This is a genomic window from Pseudomonas sp. P4_C3 (genome assembly GCF_056402075.1).
In genome coordinates this window covers 1-18,076 of sequence record NZ_JBFUIC010000092.1, presented here as the reverse complement: position 1 = coordinate 18,076, position 18,076 = coordinate 1, and the positions used below count along the sequence as shown (strand labels likewise).

The window sequence follows — 18,076 nt, the reverse complement described above, 5'->3', positions numbered from 1 at the left end:
ACGTGATGGAATCCCGATACTCGTCCTTCCATTTTTTTGAGCCTTTGCAAAACACCCGCTCGGACTTGACCATCTCATCCCGCACCCACTGCGGGATCCGGATACCGATCTTGTAGGTCTGCGGCTCCACCAGCGATTGCCAGCGCACGAAGATGCGGTCCGGCAGGTCGACGTTGTTCACTGGCATCATCGATCCAGCCCCTTGGTGCCAGCCTTCTGCTTTGCCGGTGTAACTGGCTACTCCTCCCGACACGTGAAAGAACGCCAATCCCCGTTGATCAAGCACATCCACGCTCTCGACCCACACTTCCATGTATCGCGGTGCAGCCAGGCCGACGTACCAGCTGTGGTAGGGCAACTTGGGCGGCGTGGGGCCCGTGGCGCAGGCACACAGGCTGAACAACAGTCCGACCAGCAAGATCAGGCGCTTCATTGGGGAGTGCCCCTTACCAAGTGYCATAGGGGATTCCGTGTTGATCGATATAGGCCTGCGCCTCAGGCTTCGGTGCGCGGTAATAGTTACCCTTACCGTTTTGATAAGGCCCAAGCGGCTCGATCTCSGCCTGAAAGCGTCCAACCTCCTTGAACCCCAGGCAYGGCCCACCCACCCAGACCTTGACGATGCCRCCGGGRGCCATGCCGAGGGTGATCATCTGTCGATAGTCATCAATCCACTCTTTTGAGCCTTGGCAAAACACCCGCTCTGGCTTGAGCATCTCCTCGCGCACCCACTGCGGGATCCGGATACCGATCTTGTAGGTCTGCGGCTCCACCAGCGATTGCCAGCGCACGAAGATGCGGTCTGGCAGGTCGACGTTGTTTACCGGCATCATTTTCCCCCCTCCTTTGTGCCAGCCCTCCGGGTTACGGGTGTATCCAGCCACGCCCCCAAACACGTGAAAGAACGCCAACCCGCGCTGGTCCAACACATCCACGCTCTCGACCCACACTTCCATAAAACGCGGTGCAGCCAGGCCGACGTACCAGCTGTGGTAAGGCAACTTGGGCGGCGTGGGACCACCGGCGCAGGCGCAAAGGCTGAACAACAGGCTGACCAGCAGGCTCAGGCGCTTCATTGGGACGTAGCCCTTACCAAGTGCCATAGGGAATCCCGTGCTGGTCCACGTAGGCTTTGTTTTCAGGTTCTATGGGCACGTATTGGCCGTTGCTCTTTCCTTTGTAAGGCCCAAGCGGCTCGATCTCGGCCTGAAATCGCCCGACTTCCTTGAACCCAAGACATCCCGCACCCACCCAAACTTTGACGATGCCACCGGGCGCCATCCCCAACGTGATTCTGTTGCGATACAGCGTTACATTCTCCTGATCCGCTTTACAGAAAACCCGCTCCGGCCTGACCATCTCATCGCGCACCCACTGCGGGATCCGGATACCGATCTTGTAGGTCTGCGGCTCCACCAACGATTGCCAGCGCACGAAGATGCGGTCCGGCAGGTCGACGTTGTTTACCGGCATCATTTTCCCCCCTCCTTTGTGCCAGCCTTCAGGTTTGCGGGTGTAACCGGCCACCCCGGCAGACACGCGAAAGAACGCCAACCCGCGCTGATCGAGCACATCCACGCTCTCGACCCACACTTCCATGAAACGCGGTGCCGCCAGGCCGACGTACCAGCTGTGGTAGGGCAACTTGGGCGGTGTGGGACCATTGGCGCAGGCACACAGGCTGAACAGCAGTCCGACCAGCAGGCTCAGGCGCTTCATTGCGGGTAGCCCTTTTGTGGCTGATGAGGATGGATCTTGCGTGTGCTGTCGGGTGCCGGTTTGTTGATCATCAAACCTTTGTTGGGCGTCCAGTGGGCGGACTGATGGATATAGCGAGCGCGCAGTAAACGTTCCTGCTCGGGATTGAGGATGACCTCGGTGCCCGACAGTGCATGCTCAAGGATTTGTGCAGCGATCGGTTGCAAATCTGTGGGTAGTGCCAATCCGGGTTGCGCTTCAAGACTTTTGAAGGGCACACCATGACGCACACCCAGTTCGCGCATCAGGCGCAAGGCAATCAATGCCAATTCACCTCGGACCGGACGATCCAGAACAATCGCCAGCAGATAGTGGTCCTGGTCGGACTCCTGCTTGCCCCGGGCGGCCGGGGTGAACGACCAGGCCTTGACCTCGACACTGCCTTCGTCAGCCAGGCCACTGGCGCGCAGGGCCTGCACTTGAGCCAGGGCCTTGGCCCACTCGGGAGTGGACTGCACCGGTTGGTTGCGTCGCAGGGTGAGGCGACCGGGTCGGGTCAACCACAGCCGTTCCCGGGCACGTGGCAGATAGCCGCCGCCGATGTCCGAGTGCACCCCGGGCAGACTGATTTGTCGATGATCGTGCAGCACTTCGTTGAGGGAAAAGTTAAGCCGGCACTCGTCGCGCGCCTGTAGCTGGATGACCTGACGCGCACAACCGGGTGGCAGGTACAGGTTAACGCCCGGGTTATGGTCATCGGCCACGTTCAGGTCCATGCCGCCGATGGCGGCCACGGTGTCGAACAGGCCGATCAGGTTGAGGCGGATATCGACCGCCGGGTCGAAGCTGCCGAGCAGGCCGAAGCGGCCTCCCTGCAGCAGATCACCGAATACACCTCGACCCGGTTTGAGCAGTTCGTTGGCACAGTGGCGCGTGGCGGCGGCACCGCGGCTAAAGCCAAAGATGTCGAACTCAACCCGACGGATATTAGTACCTGGGTTGGCAACCGAAAAATCACGTAGTTGCTCCGCAATTACTGCCGGCGCTTGTTCAACCCGCGCCACCACCCCGGTTTCACCCCGCCCCATACCTTGCCCGAAAAGCGAGTCGTCACCACCGCTGCGGGTACCAATACCCTCCAGATAGACCGGCACATAACCAATTTCAGCTCCGGGCGGGAGACCATCGGTGGCGTGATCGGGATACAGCGCAAACAAATGCACCACATTACTCGGCGCATTCCCATAACTGTTATCCGGCGTACGACCAAAACCACTGCCATCAAACTCGTCAAACCCATACTGGTTGCACAACTGAATGATGGACGCCAGATCGCTTTCATCGAACAGTTGCAGATCCTCGCGTCGGCACTGTTCGGTGAGGGCCGCGTTGGCCTGGTTGTTACCGGTGCCATCAAAAAACAGCCCGATGCGCAGGGTGATGCCTTCGAGTTCTTCCTCTTCCTCCTCTTCGTCCATGTCGTAGATCAGCGAGAGTTCCTCCGGAGCGGCGGTGTACACCCGCTGGGTGAAACCCTGGCTGTCGGTGGTGCCTTTCCACACGTTGCCGCTGGCACTGGAGATCTTGTACGGCACGCCGGCCAGGACCTGCTCGCCATCGTTGGCAAAAATCTGGTACTGCTGATCGAACGCCAGCGGCGGATCAATCACCGCCGGCAGCGGCGGCAAGCGCGCCGCCTGCGTGACCTTGGTCGGGACGTACTCCAGAAACGCCGCCTTGATGTTGTGATCGCCCGCCGTGCCCGACTCGATGCCACACGTCTCCAGGCTGAGGTAGCTGCCGCCGCCGTTGAGGACGATTTTCTTCTTCGCCGTGATGTGGATTTCGTCCTCGGTGCTGGTGATGTCCAGCCCCAGCCGGGCGATCAGTTCCAGGCGGTCGTTTTGCGCCTGCACGCTGACCGGGCCCTGATTGGCGATCAGCTTGATCCCCAGCTTGCGCACGAACAGGCTCAGGCCCTGGCCGACGCCGATGAACAGGCGCTTGACCACGCTGAGGTCGGCGTGGCCGCCGGCGTTGAGCATCAGGTTGTCCTGCGCGGCCAGTTGCAGGTGCTGGCCGCTGGTCAGGGCGATGCCTTGTGGGGCGCTGAGCAGCAGGACCTGGGACTTGAGCTGTTCCAGATCCTGGCGCAGCAGGTTCAGTTGCGCGGCCACGTCCGCCGGTTCGGCGTGGGCGGTTTGGGCGTCCGTGGACAGCTGTTGCAGTTGGTCGCCGGCCTGTTGCAGGCGGCCGACGGCGGCGGCCATGTCCAACACCTGCCCCTGGGCCTTGCTCTGTTCATCGGCACTGATAAACAACCCCTTGCCCGCGCGAATCGCCCCCCAGGCATCGGTGCGCAACTCAAAGCCTTCCCCACGTTTGGCCTTCTTCGCATCCACCACGTGCCCGAGGTTGAGCTGGCTCTTGCCACTGTGTTCGGTGCTGAGCTTGATGTGCTCCTGACCGCGGGTATCGTCCAGCCGCAGCTTGTTGTTGGCCGGGGTGCGCAGCACGTTGCGTTTTTCGTTGTACATGGTGACGGGGTCGGGGTGCTGGCTGTCGTGCAGGGCGTGGGCGATGTAGGGGCGGTCGGGGTCGCCCTGTTCGAAGGCCACCGCCACTTCGGTGCCGGCGATCAGCGGCAGGTGCAGGCCGTGGGTGTCGCCGGCGTACGCCCGGGCCAGGCGCAGCCAGGTGCTTTCGCGACCGGCGTCCCAGGTGTCGCGGTCGAACAGGAACTGYACCCGGTAGCGGCCCTCGGCGTCGGTATCGGCGTAGGGGTTGTGGGCCTGYGCGCTGGTCACCCGGGCCGGCACGGTGCCGGCGATCAAGGGTTTGGGCGGCACCTCGGGGCGAAAGCACACCGTCTGCGCAAAGGGGATGGCCTGGAAGCTGCACTCGAAGCTGCGRTCGCGGGCGGCGCCGGCCTTGAGCCCGATGATCACCGCCCGCGGCGCGAAGGCCTGGGGCGCGCCGTCGGTGACTTCCAGCACCTGGCCCGGYGCCAGGCGGGGACTGCTGCTCATGCCGCGCAGGCGGGTGCGGCGATTGAGGTAACGCTCGTGGCGCAGGCGYGCATAGAAGTAGCCGCTTTCGCACTGCACGTCTTCGGGGAAGTCRTGGCGGTCGCCGAGCGYGGTGTAGGGTTCGGCGTAGTGRTAGGCCTCGCCGTAGGTGCCCTTGGCGCCGCGCGTCTGGTCGATGTCGCCGTCGAGGTGCGCGCGGGCGTCACGGTGGTGGTAGGCGCGGATATTCACGTGCTGTTCCACCACCTGGTGTTCCGACTGCAGGGCCCAGACGCTGTCCTCACCGCTGCTGCTTAACCCGGAGAGCGGGCGCAGCGGCAGCTCGACGTCGAACTGGTAGGCGCGCGGGGAGTCGTGGAATTCGACGACGTCGATGCCCAGGCGCTCGTCGCTGGTGAAGCGGTACCAGATGCCGACTTCGGCCAGCAGGCGGGCGACAAAGGCCAGGTCGCTTTCGCCGTATTGCATCACCTGCTCGCGCCGGGGGTATTCGCGGTGCAGGTGGAAGAGGAAGTCCTGGCCCCGGAAAGCGTGGCGGCCGCGCAGGATGTGCTCGACGATCTCCGGCACCGASYGGTGCTGGTAGATCCGGTATTGCCGGCCCCGCGCGAGCAGCGCCAGACGCGGTTGCAGGGTGACYTCGTAGCGCGCCTCGTCGAKGGAGGCGGACAGGCGTTTGAAGCCACCGATCACCCCGTGCAAGGTGCGCAGCGGCTTGACCTCRGRCGGTTCGAAGATCAGGGACGAGACCTTTTCCGGCAKCGCRTGCAGGCTGAAGCTGGCGGGTTGGCCGAGCAGGCGTTCGGCGKCGATGTCGAGCTCGCTGGAGGTGAACTCGATGTRGTAGCTGAAGGGYTGGCTGAGGTGYTCTTCGCCGTGGAAGGCCAGGACGTCGAGGGGGGCGTCCACCTCGCGCACCCAGAGTGTGTGGCGGCTGTGGTCGAAGAAGGTGCGCGGTGCGTTGGACAAAATCAGGCCTCCCTTGGCTGTTGAGGCGGACGGGGAGGCTTCGTTGCCTCCCGCGTTCAAGCGCTCGACAGCTTTCAGGAAGGTAAAAAAGGTTGATATAGGACGTGTCTAATAAGCGTGTAGGGTGTTTCCGAATAATGCAGCAGGCCACAACGTCCTAAGACTCTACCTACAACAGTAAAAGAATCCTCGGCATCTCGACAGCGGCCACGAATGAGTCTTCCTGATCAGGACTCCACCTGACGACCGGCAGCAAAAACCATTTGCCACAAAATATTACATACGTCATATTACAATCATCATAATTAACCTCCGCTCCAACAGGTAATCCTCCATGACCAGCATGCCCACCGTTGAACCCGACCTGGCTGCCCCGGTGACTGCCGCCAAACCTCCCCTGCTCAAACGCCTGCTCTTGCCCGCCGTGGCAATCGCAGCGCTGGTATTGGCCGGTGTGTATGGCGCGCATTGGTGGACCGCCGGCCGCTTCATCGAGGAAACCGACGACGCCTACATCGGCGGCGACGTAACGGTGATCGGGCCGAAAGTGGCGGGCTATATCGACGAAGTGCTGGTGGCCGACAACCAGAAGGTCAAGGCCGGCGACGTGCTGATCCGTCTCGATTCACGCGACTACCGGGCCAACCTGGCCAAGGCCGAAGGCGCAGTGGCCGCCCAGCAAGCCTTGCTGGCCAACCTCGACGCCACCGAACAACTGCAACAGGCCGTCATCGGCCAGGCCCGCGCCGGCATCGATGCCGCCGGCGCCGAGGCCGCACGCTCCCGGGATGACGATGCCCGCTACAAAAAACTGGTGACCACCAACGCCGTCTCGGTGGAAAGCGCCCAGCGGGCCAACGCGACGTTCAAGACGGCCCAGGCCCAAAGCAATCGCGCCCAGGCTGAACTGCTGGCCGCGCAACGCCAGTTGAATGTGATCGACACCCAGAAACAACAGGCCCGCGCCGCCTTGATCCAGGCCAGGGCCGAGCGCGACCTGGCGCAATTGAATGTCGGCTACACCGAACTGAAGGCGCCGGTCGACGGTGTGATCGGCAATCGCCGGGCCCGGGTCGGCGCCTATGCCCAGGCCGGTTCGCAATTGCTCTCGGTGGTGCCGACCAGCGGTCTGTGGGTCGATGCCAACTTCAAGGAAGACCAACTGGCGCACATGGTGCCGGGGCAACGGGTGGTGATCCATGCCGACGTGCTGTCGGGCCAGGAATTCCACGGTCACCTGGACAGCCTGGCCCCGGCCAGCGGTTCGCAATTCAGTGTGTTGCCACCGGAAAACGCCACCGGCAACTTCACCAAGATCGTGCAGCGGGTGCCGGTGCGGATTCACCTCGATCCGGCCGACAGCGTACTCGGCCACCTGCGCCCGGGATTGTCGGTCACCGCTGAAGTGGATACGCGCAAGGAGCCTGAAGCGCCAGCCGTGGCCAGCGCGCCATGAGCCGCGCCCTCGCCGCCCCGGCGCAACCGTTCAATGCCGCGAACATGGCGACGGCGACCAAGGTCTTCGCCTTTGCCAGCATGTGCATCGGTATGTTCATTGCGCTGCTGGATATCCAGATTGTCTCGGCTTCGTTGCGTGACATCGGCGGCGGGCTCTCCGCCGGCACCGACGAAACCGCGTGGGTGCAAACCAGTTACCTGATCGCCGAAATCATCGTGATTCCCCTGTCGGGCTGGCTGTCGCGGGTGTTTTCCACGCGCTGGCTGTTTTGCGCGTCGGCCGTGGGCTTCACCCTGACCAGCCTGCTGTGCGGCGCGGCCTGGAACATCCAGAGCATGATCGCCTTCCGTGCCCTGCAAGGGTTTCTGGGCGGCTCGATGATCCCGCTGGTGTTCACCACCGCGTTCGTGTTCTTCACCGGCAAGCAACGGGTGATCGCCGCCGCGACCATCGGCGCAGTGGCCTCATTGGCACCGACCCTGGGGCCGGTGATCGGTGGCTGGATCACTGACATATCGTCCTGGCACTGGCTGTTCTACATCAACCTGGTCCCCGGTATCTTTGTCGCCGTAGCCGTGCCGATGCTGGTGAAAATCGACCAGCCGGAACTGTCGCTGCTCAAAGGCGCGGATTACTTGAGCATGGTGTTTCTGGCGCTGTTCCTCGGCTGCCTGGAATACACCCTGGAAGAAGGCCCGCGCTGGAACTGGTTCAGCGACCGCACGATCCTGACCACCGCGTGGATCAGCGGCCTGGCCGGCCTGGCATTCATCGGCCGGACCTTGCATGTGGCCAATCCGATTGTCGATTTGCGCGCCTTGAAAGATCGCAACTTCGCCCTTGGCTGTTTCTTCTCGTTCGTCACCGGCATCGGCCTGTTCGCCACCATTTACCTGACGCCGCTGTTTCTCGGCCGGGTGCGGGGCTACGGAGCGCTGGACATTGGTCTGGCGGTTTTCTCCACCGGGGTGTTCCAGATCATGGCGATTCCGCTGTACGCCTTTCTGGCCAATCGCATCGACCTGCGCTGGATCATGATGACCGGCCTTGGGCTGTTCGCATTATCGATGTGGGATTTCAGCCCGATCACCCATGACTGGGGGGCCAAAGAATTGATGCTGCCACAAGCCTTGCGCGGGATTGCCCAGCAACTGGCGGTGCCGCCAACGGTGACCTTGACCCTCGGCGGCCTGGCGCCGGCACGGCTCAAGCATGCGTCGGGGTTGTTCAACCTGATGCGCAACCTGGGTGGGGCTATCGGCATCGCCGCGTGTGCGACCATTCTCAATGACCGCACCAACCTGCATTTCACCCGGCTGGCGGAGCACCTCAACAGCACCAACGAGGCGCTCAACCAATGGCTGTCCCAGGTCGGCAACAACTTCGCCGCCCTCGGCCAGAGCGGTGACGCCGGAGTCACCGCCAGCCTGCATCAACTATGGTTGCTGACCTACCGCGAAGCCCAGACGCAAACCTATGGCGACGCGTTTCTGATGATCGGGGTGTGCTTCGTCATCGCCACGGCGATGGTGCCCTTGATGCGCAAGGTGCAACCACCGGCCGCGCCGAGCGCCGATGCGCATTGAGCCTCGGCTCCCTTTTCGATATCAGGCCTGAGGAGTTTTGCGGAAACCGACGGCCAAACGGTTCCAGCTGTTGATGGTGCTGATCGCCACGGTCAGATCGACCATTTCCTTGGGCGTGAACTGAGCGCTGACCACTTCGTAGTCTTCATCTGGCGCGTGGGTCAGGCTCAGTTGGGTCAGGGATTCGGTCCAAAGCAGCGCGGCACGTTCGCGATCGCTGAAGAACGGTGCCTCGCGCCACGCCGTTACGGCGAACAGGCGACGCGGGGTTTCGCCGCCCTTGATAGCATCGGCGGTGTGCATATCGATGCAAAATGCGCAGCCATTGATCTGCGAAGCCCGCAGCTTGACCAGTTCAACCAGGTTTTTTTCCAGCGGCAGCTTCGAAACCGCCGTTTCCAGAGCGATCATCGCTTTGAGGGCATCAGGGGACGCGGTGTAGAAATCGGTACGCGGTTGCATCGTGTGCTCCAGGGCAAGTGGGGGTGTGACTACCTTAGCCCCCTGCCCCGTTTGCACAAATAGCCAATATTCCAGAAGTCGAGGAGGCCACTTGCGGTGTCTTGTTGGCCGCTGGTCATACCCGACTGCGCAACCACCGCAGAAAGCCCTTCTTCTCCACTGTCACCGGCAGGTCCTGAGTCAGGGTTTTCGCTTTGAGCAAGCGGTAGTCGAGCAAGGTTTTCATCGCATCGTTGATGTCCTGACGGGCATCCAGGCATGGCTTGAGGTATTCCTTTTCGATGCGGTACAAGCCACAAAAGGTCTTGGCGGTAAACTGCGCAGGCACCGAACTGTCGTCCAGGATACCGGCCTCGCCGATCACCTCTCCGGGCCCCATGCGGCCTGATTCGAACGGCGAGCCATGACGGGGCAGCGTCACGCTGACGACACCGGACTCGATAATGAACAAGTGATCGCTGACCTCCCCCGCGTCGAGGATCGTTTCGCCGGCACGGAAGGTTTGCAGGGTCATGTTCTGGCTGAAGGTGTCTTTTTCTTCCTGACGCAACGTGGAGAAAATCGGCGAACTGTCGAGCAGTGCCCGGGGCCGCGACAGGTTGCCCGCCAGCGTGGGTTCGACGCTCGACAACAGGTTGACCCCGGACGCCTGCAAGTGTCGGTACGCCAGGTCGAACAGCTGATTGCGCACCGTGCGTTTCTCGCTCATCGACGCGACAAACCCATTGATTTCGTATTCCACTCCGGTGCTGCTGGAGCTTTTCAGCGAGACGCTCGGGGCCGGTGTGTCCAGCAGAAAACGGCAACCTTGCATGGCGCGTTCAAGGGCATCAATCACTGTGTTCGGCCGTGCATGGGGGCTCACTTGAAGGGTGATGGAAACGCCAAACATATCGCTCGGGCGGCTGAAGTTGATGATCTTGGCCTTGGCTGCCAATGAGTTGGGAATCACCGCCAGGCTGCCTTGGGCGGTTTGCAGGCGCGTAGCACGCCAGTCGATGTCGGTGACCCGGCCTTCCATGCCGTCTATGGAGATGTAGTCATCCAGTTGATAGGGTTTGGTGGTGTTCAGGACGATCCCGGAAAACACGTCACTGAGGGTACTTTGCAAGGCCAGGCCGACAATGATCGCCAACGCACCGGACGTCGCCAGCACGCCCTTGACCGGTAGATCGAGTACATAGGCCAGGGCGGCAATGATCGCGATCAGGAAAATCACCGCACCGAGCAAATCCTGGAGCAAGCGCCCGGTATGCCCCACCCGTTGCATCATCACCGCGCCGATCAGCACCGTCAGCATCCGCGCGCCAAACAGCCACCAGCCGATCTGCAATCCGGTGGCCGCCAGGTGCAACGGTACGTTGTCGGCCCAGGGCGGCGGCTCCATCGGATTCAGGCCTTCATTGAACAGCAGAAGGCTGTATAGCGCGAAAATCGTGACCCGCAACAGAAGCTTCCAAGGGTTGCGGTTGTCACCGATTAAACGCCACAACCCGAGGTCGATCAGGATCAGCGCCATGGCGCAGATCAATGGGTGTTCGGTGAGGAAAGACAGCATCAAGCAACTCCAGCCAGGGCTAATAACGCGAAGATCGCATGGATTGGCCATAGTGTAGGAGCAATTGATTTGGCGGGATGAACACGTCTGGCTGGACACCAAAAAAACTGTGGGAGCGAGCTTGCTCGCGATGGCGTCGGGTCAGCCAACATTGATGTTGACTGTGACTCAGTCATCGCGAGCAAGCTCGCTCCCACAGGGGTATGAGTGATACCGAAGCTATTTGCTATTGGCCAGCGTGCTGTAGCTGGTCATCAGGTTGCGGTAATCCGGAATATGGTTGGAGAACAGCGTGCCCAACCCTTCGATGTCGTTGCGCCAGTCGCGGTGCAGTTCACAGGCCAGGCCGAACCAGGTCATCAATTGCGCGCCCTGAGCGGTCATACGGTTCCACGCCGATTCGCGGGTCAGTTCGTTGAAAGTGCCGGACGCGTCGGTGACCACGAACACCTCAAAGCCTTCGGCCAGTGCCGAAAGCGCCGGGAATGCTACGCAAACTTCCGTCACCACACCGGCGATGATCAGTTGTTTCTTGCCGGTGGCCTTGATCGCCTTGACGAAATCTTCGTTGTCCCAGGCGTTGATCTGCCCCGGGCGAGCGATGTACGGCGCGTCCGGAAAAAGTGCCTTGAGCTCGGGCACCAGCGGGCCGTTGGGACCGGTTTCGAAACTGGTGGTGAGGATGGTCGGCAGCTTGAAGTACTTGGCCAGGTCGGCCAGGGCCAACACGTTGTTCTTGAAACGATCCGGATCGATGTCGCGCACCAGCGACAGCAGGCCTGCCTGATGATCAACCATCAGAACCGCGGCGTTGTCCTTGTCCAGACGCTTGTAGGAAGTAGTCATTGCAGTAGTCCTCGCGTGTTATCGATGCCGAGTGGAAATCGGCGTGGGGTCACCGGTCAGCGCTGGGAGTCCAGCACCTCGTGTTCGTTCGCCACTTGTTGGGCCTTGAGGTAACTCTCGATCAGCAACTGATAATGCGGCATGGCCTGGGCGTAGACAGCGGCCCACTGCTCGGCATCCGGACGGTTCCACGAGCCTTGCAGCTCGGATAGCGTCGCCATGATGTCGATCGGCACCACCCCGGCCTGGGCCAGACGGGCAACGGTCAACTCGGTGGCCAGTTTCGAGTGGTTGCCGGAGGCGTCGACCACGGCAAACACCTTGTAGCCTTCATGCACCGCCGCGATGGACGGGAACGCCAGGCATACGCTGGTCAAGGTGCCGGCGATGACCAGGGTTTTCTTGCCGGTGGCTTTGACCGCCGCGTGAAACTCCGGGTTGTCCCAGGCGTTGATTTCACCTTTGCGCGCCACGTACTGCGCATGGGGTGCGGCCTCGTGGATTTCCGGGATCAACGGCCCGTTCGGCCCCTGGGGAACGGAAGCGGTGGTGATCACCGGCATCTTCAGCAGGGTCGCGGCCTTGGCCAGGGCAATGGCATTGGCGCGCAGTTGGGGCACGTCCATGTCCTTGACGATCTGGAACAGTCCGCTCTGATGGTCGATCAACAACATGGCGGCATCGTTGGGATCGATAGTCGGTTTCTGGCCATTGAAATTGGCCGCGTTGACGGTACTCATGTGCGTTTCCTCTTTCTTTCAGGCAATAGCCATCCCTGGCCTCGGACCGGCCTACGCATCCTGTGTAGAACGGGTGTTTGAAACGAAACGGGTTAAGCGTGCATCCGGCCGAAGCGACCGGACTGGAAGTCGGCGAAGGCCTGGTGGATTTCCTGCTCGGTGTTCATCACGAACGGCCCGTGGCCAACAATCGGCTCGTCGATCGGCTCGCCGCTGAGCAACAACACCACCGCGTCTTCGCTGGCTTCGAGGGTCATTTGATCGCCCTTGCGATCGAACAGGGCCAACTGCCCCTGGCGCACCGACTCCAGGCCATTGACCTGAACCGTGCCGCGCAGAACCACCAGCGCGGTGTTGCGCCCTTCATGCAGATCAAGGGTGAGCAACTTGCCGGCATTCAAACGAATGTCCCACACGTCGACCGGGGTGAAGGTGCGCGCCGCGCCCTTGTGGCCGTCGAACTCACCGGCGATCAGGCGCAGGCTGCCGGCGTTGTCCTGCAAGGCGATGTTCGGGATGTCTCCGTCGAGGATCGTCTGGTAACCGGGGTCGGCCATCTTGTCCCTGGCCGGCAGGTTGACCCACAACTGCACCATCTCCAGGGTGCCACCGCTCTTGGCGAAACCCTGGGAGTGAAACTCTTCATGCAGGATCCCCGAGGCCGCGGTCATCCATTGCACATCGCCGGGGCCGATCTTGCCGCCACTGCCGGTGGAGTCCCGGTGCTCCAGTTCGCCCTTGTAAACGATAGTCACGGTTTCGAAGCCACGATGAGGATGCTGACCAACGCCACGTCGTTCGCTGGTCGGGGTGAATTCAGCGGGGCCGGCGTGATCCAGCAACAGGAACGGGCTGATGTGCTTGCCCAGGCTGTCGTAGGAAAACAGCGTGCGAACCGGAAAACCGTCGCCAACCCAATGGGTTCGTGGACTGGTGTAGATACCGATGATGTTTTTCATGGTGTCTCCTTATGAGGTGGGTGAAGCCATGGACAAAGCTTAAAACCGTGACCTTTGCTGCGCTAGACTGCAAAAATCAGCTTTAGCGTTCTATTTGGAGAACGATGGTGGAAGACCTCAACACCCTCTACTACTTCACCCAGGTGGTGGAGCATCACGGTTTCGCAGCGGCGGGCCGGGCACTGGACATGCCCAAGTCCAAGCTCAGTCGACGCATTGCCGAACTTGAAGAGCGCCTCGGCGTGCGCCTGCTGCACCGCACCAGCCGGCATTGCTCGTTGACGGAAATCGGCCAGGCCTACTACCAGCGCTGCCTGGCCATGCGCGTGGAGGCGGAAAGTGCCGCCGAACTGATCGAGCGCAACCGCTCCGAGCCCCAGGGCCTGGTGCGTGTCAGTTGCCCGACGGCACTGCTCAATTCCTGGGTCGGGCCGATGCTGACCCGCTACATGCTCAAGTACCCGTTGGTGGAGTTGTTCATCGAGAGCACCAACCGCCGGGTCGACCTGATTCACGAAGGCTTCGATATTGCCCTGCGGGTACGCTTTCCGCCGCTGGAAAACACCGACATGGTGATGAAGGTGCTGGGCAACAGCACCCAGAGTGTGGTCGGCAGCCCGGCCTTTGTATCGCGCCTGTCGACGCCGGCCTCCCCGGCCGATCTCAGCGGCTTGCCGAGCCTGCACTGGGGCGCGGCGCAGCGCGAATATCAGTGGGAACTGTTCGGTGCCGATGGCAGCACCGCGATGATCCGGCATGCACCGCGGATGGTCACCGATGACCTGTTGGCCCTGCGCCATGCGGCGGTCGCCGGGATCGGCATCGTGCACCTGCCCAGTGTGGTGGTGCGCGACGAAATCGCTGCCGGGCAACTGGTGGAACTGGTGCCGGGCTGGGCGCCGAAAAGCGGTGTCATCCACGCGATCTTCCCCTCACGTCGGGGCTTGCTGCCTTCGGTGCGCACGTTGATCGATTTTCTCGGGGAAGAATTCAGCCGTAGTGATATTGCTTAGCGGCGGGGGTAAGGCTTTGGACCGAGTCGCGGCCTTCGCTGGCAAGTCGGATCAAGCACCCTCAATCCTGTTCCAGACGCTGGTCCAGGCGGGCCATGGCTCGCTGCAACTGGTCGAYGGCATCGTCGATCAGTGCCGCGCGGCCGTCATTACACGCCCGCTCCAGTTGTTCGCAACACTCGACCAGGCCAAGCGCTCGCACCATCAGCGCCCCGCCCTTGATCCGGTGTGCCAGCGTCTGCAGACCCGGGCGATTGCCGTTGGTGTGCAAGGCCAGCAAATGCACACGGTCCTCGCGGTTGGTCAGCGCCAGATCGTGCATCAGTTGATCGATCAACTCACGATCCGAATCAACATAGCGTTCCAGCCCGCTCAAATCGAATTCGGCGAAGCCAGGGTCGACGATCGCCGCTTGGGGCGCACTGGAAAACCGCCGGGCCAGCCACGCCTGCAAGTCCACCAGGCGAATGGGTTTGAACAGGCAATCGTCCATCCCCGCCGCCTTGCACCGGTCCTTTTCCTCGGCCTGCGCGTTGGCGGTAAAGCCCAGAATCAGCGTCGGCGACAGCCCCTGCACCCGCTCTTGCTCACGTATCGCGCCGGCCAGCTCGTAACCGCTGAGTACCGGCATGTTGCAGTCGGTGATGACCAGATCGAAACCGTGCCCGTGCCTGCGCCCGCGCCACTGTTCAAGCCCCTGTGCCCCGTCTTCAGCCAGCACCACGCAATGGCCCAGATAGCTCAGCTGCCGCGAGAGCAACAGGCGATTGGCCGGATAATCGTCGACCACCAGAATCGACAACGCCCGGGTCGTGAGCTGCGCCGGATCCTGGGACACCACCTCGGCGGGTAACGTTTGCAGGACGGCCAGCACCAGGCTGATGTCCACCCGCGTGCCGCGCCCAGGCTGACTGTCGAGTTGCAGCCGGCCGCCCATCATTTCACACAGGGTACGGCTGATCACCAGGCCCAGGCCGGAACCCTGCCGGGCCGTCTGCTGGCTATTGCCCGCCTGCACAAACGGACTGAACAGGCGTTGCTGGTCGAGAGCGCTGATACCGATGCCACTGTCCTCGATACTCAGACAGGCAGACAGATGCGCCGGGCCTTGAGGCAGCACCCGCAGTATCAGGCTCACCTCACCTTCTCGGGTGAACTTGATCGCATTGCTCAGCAGATTGGACAGCACCTGTTTGAAGCGCGTGGGATCGAGCATCACGTCACAGTCACTGCGCGCGTCGAGATCGACCCGCCACTGCAGATTCTTTTGAATCGCCAGCCCTTCGAAAACCCGGCAGACCGACGTCACCAGCGCGTGCAGATTGACCCGCTCCGGCGCCAACGACAAATGCCCGGATTCGATCCGCGCGACATCCAGAATGTCGCCGATCAAATCCAGCAACTGCTGCCCGGCGTTGGACGCCACCTCGATGGCGGCGCGGTCAGTCACCCCTTCATCGGCCCGTTTCAGTGCCAGTTCGAGCATGCCGATCAAGGCGTTCATCGGCGTGCGGATTTCATGGCTCATGGTGGCCAGGAACGTGGTCTTGGCCCGGTTGGCGTCGTCCGCCGCGTCCTTGGCTTCCTGCAATTGCCCAAGCAATTGCTGGCGCTGACGAATCTGCCGCCGCTGCCAGACGATCCCGGCCAACGCGAACAACAGCATGACACCCGCCGCCGAAAACGCCTGCACGATCGCTTGTCGGTGTCGCAGCCAGTAACTCTGCTCGACCATCGAGTCATAGCGCCAGGGTTGAGTCAGCTCGTCAATTTCTTCGGGGGGAATACTCAGTAATGCCTTGTCCAGAATCGAATGCAGCTCGGTGGCCTCCCGACTGGTTGCCAGGGTGCTTCGGGCGGGGTCGGTGCCCACGGTGCTGGTCACTTGCAGGCGATCGCGATACTGCCGGGAAATCAGGTAACGGGCGCTGATCAACGAGTTGATACCGCCATGGGCCTTGCCCTGGGCGACCATTTCCATGGCGTCCGTCGACAGTGGCGCATCCACCAGCTCGATCAGCGGGTATTGCTGGCGAATGTACTCGCCGGCAATGTTGCCCTGGGTCAGCGCCAGGGTTCTCCCCGCCATGTCATCCAGCGTCCTGGGGCTGTCCGCGTCCACGCGGGTCACCAGCACCGACGGGCTGCTCAGAAACGACCGGGTGAACCGCAATTCATCTTCACGCTGGGAACTGAGGCCGATACCGGCCAACACATCGATCTGGCCGCTCGTGATGCCCGTCATCATCTCGGCCACCGACTTCATGCCCTGGATATCAAATTGCAACCCGGTGCGCAAAGTGATTTTCGCCAGCACATCGACGCCGATACCGCGAAACTGGCCTTCGCTGTCGACAAATGAAATCGGCGGGATATTTTCGTTGATCGCGACCTTCACCCGCGGGTGGCGTTCGAGCCAGTGCTGTTCGGCCACGCTCAATTGCAAAGACTGAGTGCCCGGGATATGCACCCCGTTGGCCCCCCAACGGCGCAGGATGTTCATTTGTTCATTGGTGGTGATGGCCGCCAGCGCCTTGTTGACGATGCGCAATAGCGCAACGTTGTCGCGGGCTATCGCAAAGGCAAAACGCCCGGACTCCATGGGCGAGAAGTCCGTCAGGTGCACGTTGTTCAGGTAATTCCTGCTGATCAGATAATGGGCATTGATCGCATCACCGAGGTAGACATCAGCCTGGCCGAACGCCACGGCGCCCATCGCCGCCAGTGTCGAGGGAAACAGCTGGACCTGCGCTTTGGAATAGAACTGTTGCACGCTGTATTCGGGCAAGTAGTGATACAGCATCACCAGTCGCTTGCCGGCCAGCGTCGGGTCGAGCACCGGAGGGAAATCGGTGCGGGTGACCAGCACCGGTTGATCCACCGCGTAGGCGCTGGACATCTGTAGCTGCGGATCTTCGGCTTCGAATCGGTTGGCCGTTCCCAGCAGGTCGGCCTGCCCGTCCTTGATGGCCTGCACCGCGTCGGCCCGCGACGGATAACGTTGAACCTCGATGACGACATTCAACAATTGTTCCAGCAATCCGGCGTAATCGGCTGTTACGCCTTCGAACACCTTGCCTGCCGTGTTGAACTCGAAGGGGGGATAGTCGGGAGCCGAGACAGCCAGTACCAATCGGCCCTTTTGCTGCAACCAGCGCAACTCGGTTTCCGACCACCTGACGCTCAGGCCTTCGGCACTCGAGCGTCCCAACAGGGTCAACGACTGTTGTGCACAGACCGTCGATGCCCAGAGTAGAAGGCCAATCAGCACCCCGCCTGCCAGTCGTCGGAGAGCGTTCATTCAGATCAATTGATTGCGCAGGGCGAAATCCCTCAAGTGCACCGACGAGCTCACGTTGAGCTTGAGGGTGAGACGGGTCTTGTAGGTACTGACGGTCTTGTAGCTCAGGTGCATGATCTCGGCGATTTCCAGGTTTTTCGAACCCCGGGCCAGGTACTGCAGAATGGTCAACTCACGGTTGGAGAGCTTGTCGATCAACTGCTTTTCACTGCGTTGCAACTCCCCCATCGACACGGAACTCGAGGGGAGCTGGGCGAAATAGGTATAGCCGGCCATCACGCAATTCACCGCCGCCTTCAAGTCATCCAGGTCCTTGCTCTTGGAAACATAGGCAACAGCCCCGGCCCGCATGCAGCGGTCCTGATAGAACTGGGCCTCCAGCGAGGTGAACACCACCACGCGACATCGCGTGTTTTCGGCCTTGATACGGTCCATCACCTCAAGCCCCGCCACACC

General features: G+C 61.6%; 14 protein-coding genes. 3 read left to right on the top strand and 11 right to left on the bottom strand.

Translation table 11 applies throughout. The features are described 5' to 3' along the window. The 4 genes from AC1DVH_RS16285 to vgrG form a co-directional block, all read right to left on the bottom strand. Positions 1-433 (bottom strand): DUF2931 family protein (locus tag AC1DVH_RS16285; RefSeq protein WP_477754672.1); only part of this gene is annotated, 433 nt, incomplete at its 3' end. 13 nt (positions 434-446) lie between these two features. Beyond that, positions 447-1,103, bottom strand: a complete 657-nt coding sequence (locus AC1DVH_RS16280) for a DUF2931 family protein (RefSeq protein WP_477754671.1) — start codon at positions 1,101-1,103, stop codon at positions 447-449. Further along, entirely contained in the window at positions 1,090-1,719 is a 630-nt protein-coding gene (locus tag AC1DVH_RS16275) for a DUF2931 family protein (protein WP_477754670.1), read from the bottom strand. Before AC1DVH_RS16275 ends, AC1DVH_RS16280 begins: the two co-directional genes overlap by 14 nt. Further along, entirely contained in the window at positions 1,716-5,696 is a 3,981-nt protein-coding gene (vgrG, locus tag AC1DVH_RS16270; RefSeq protein WP_477754669.1) for a type VI secretion system tip protein VgrG, read from the bottom strand. Before vgrG ends, AC1DVH_RS16275 begins: the two co-directional genes overlap by 4 nt. Positions 5,697-6,030: 334 nt before the next feature. Here vgrG and AC1DVH_RS16265 point away from each other — a divergent pair, with 334 nt between their 5' ends. Together AC1DVH_RS16265 and AC1DVH_RS16260 are read left to right on the top strand one after the other, a co-directional pair. Further along, the gene (locus AC1DVH_RS16265; RefSeq protein ID WP_477754668.1) at positions 6,031-7,152 is read left to right on the top strand and encodes an HlyD family secretion protein; all 1,122 of its coding nucleotides are present in this window, start codon (positions 6,031-6,033) and stop codon (positions 7,150-7,152) included. After that, complete coding sequence (locus tag AC1DVH_RS16260; protein ID WP_477754667.1) at positions 7,149-8,741, top strand: DHA2 family efflux MFS transporter permease subunit; 1,593 nt, start codon at positions 7,149-7,151, stop codon at positions 8,739-8,741. The genes AC1DVH_RS16265 and AC1DVH_RS16260 overlap by 4 nt, the downstream gene beginning before the upstream one ends. A gap of 21 nt (positions 8,742-8,762) precedes the next feature. On the opposite strand, the gene AC1DVH_RS16255 is transcribed toward AC1DVH_RS16260, so the two are convergent. The 5 genes from AC1DVH_RS16255 to AC1DVH_RS16235 all read right to left on the bottom strand — a co-directional run bounded on the left by AC1DVH_RS16255 (position 8,763) and on the right by AC1DVH_RS16235 (position 13,306). Further along, complete coding sequence (locus tag AC1DVH_RS16255) at positions 8,763-9,203, bottom strand: carboxymuconolactone decarboxylase family protein (RefSeq protein ID WP_477754666.1); 441 nt, start codon at positions 9,201-9,203, stop codon at positions 8,763-8,765. A 115-nt stretch (positions 9,204-9,318) separates the two neighbouring features. Beyond that, positions 9,319-10,761, bottom strand: a complete 1,443-nt coding sequence (locus AC1DVH_RS16250; protein WP_477754665.1) for a mechanosensitive ion channel domain-containing protein — start codon at positions 10,759-10,761, stop codon at positions 9,319-9,321. 219 nt (positions 10,762-10,980) lie between these two features. Next, complete coding sequence (ycaC, locus tag AC1DVH_RS16245) at positions 10,981-11,607, bottom strand: isochorismate family cysteine hydrolase YcaC (RefSeq protein ID WP_095942550.1); 627 nt, start codon at positions 11,605-11,607, stop codon at positions 10,981-10,983. A gap of 56 nt (positions 11,608-11,663) precedes the next feature. Continuing rightward, a complete protein-coding gene (locus tag AC1DVH_RS16240; RefSeq protein ID WP_477754664.1) occupies positions 11,664-12,347 on the bottom strand; it encodes an isochorismatase family protein in 684 nt (227 codons plus the stop codon). 92 nt (positions 12,348-12,439) lie between these two features. Beyond that, a complete protein-coding gene (locus tag AC1DVH_RS16235) occupies positions 12,440-13,306 on the bottom strand; it encodes a pirin family protein (protein ID WP_477754663.1) in 867 nt (288 codons plus the stop codon). Positions 13,307-13,410: 104 nt separating this feature from the next. On the opposite strand from AC1DVH_RS16235, the gene AC1DVH_RS16230 reads away from it, so the two are divergent. Next, positions 13,411-14,319 (top strand): LysR family transcriptional regulator, encoded by a 909-nt coding sequence (locus AC1DVH_RS16230; protein WP_108231944.1) that lies wholly within the window; start codon positions 13,411-13,413, stop codon positions 14,317-14,319. A gap of 61 nt (positions 14,320-14,380) precedes the next feature. Here AC1DVH_RS16230 and AC1DVH_RS16225 read toward each other — a convergent pair whose 3' ends face one another. Together AC1DVH_RS16225 and AC1DVH_RS16220 are read right to left on the bottom strand one after the other, a co-directional pair. Next, complete coding sequence (locus AC1DVH_RS16225; RefSeq protein WP_477754662.1) at positions 14,381-17,620, bottom strand: transporter substrate-binding domain-containing protein; 3,240 nt, start codon at positions 17,618-17,620, stop codon at positions 14,381-14,383. Then, a partial coding sequence (locus AC1DVH_RS16220; protein ID WP_477754661.1) for a LuxR C-terminal-related transcriptional regulator occupies positions 17,621-18,076 on the bottom strand: 456 nt, incomplete at its 5' end.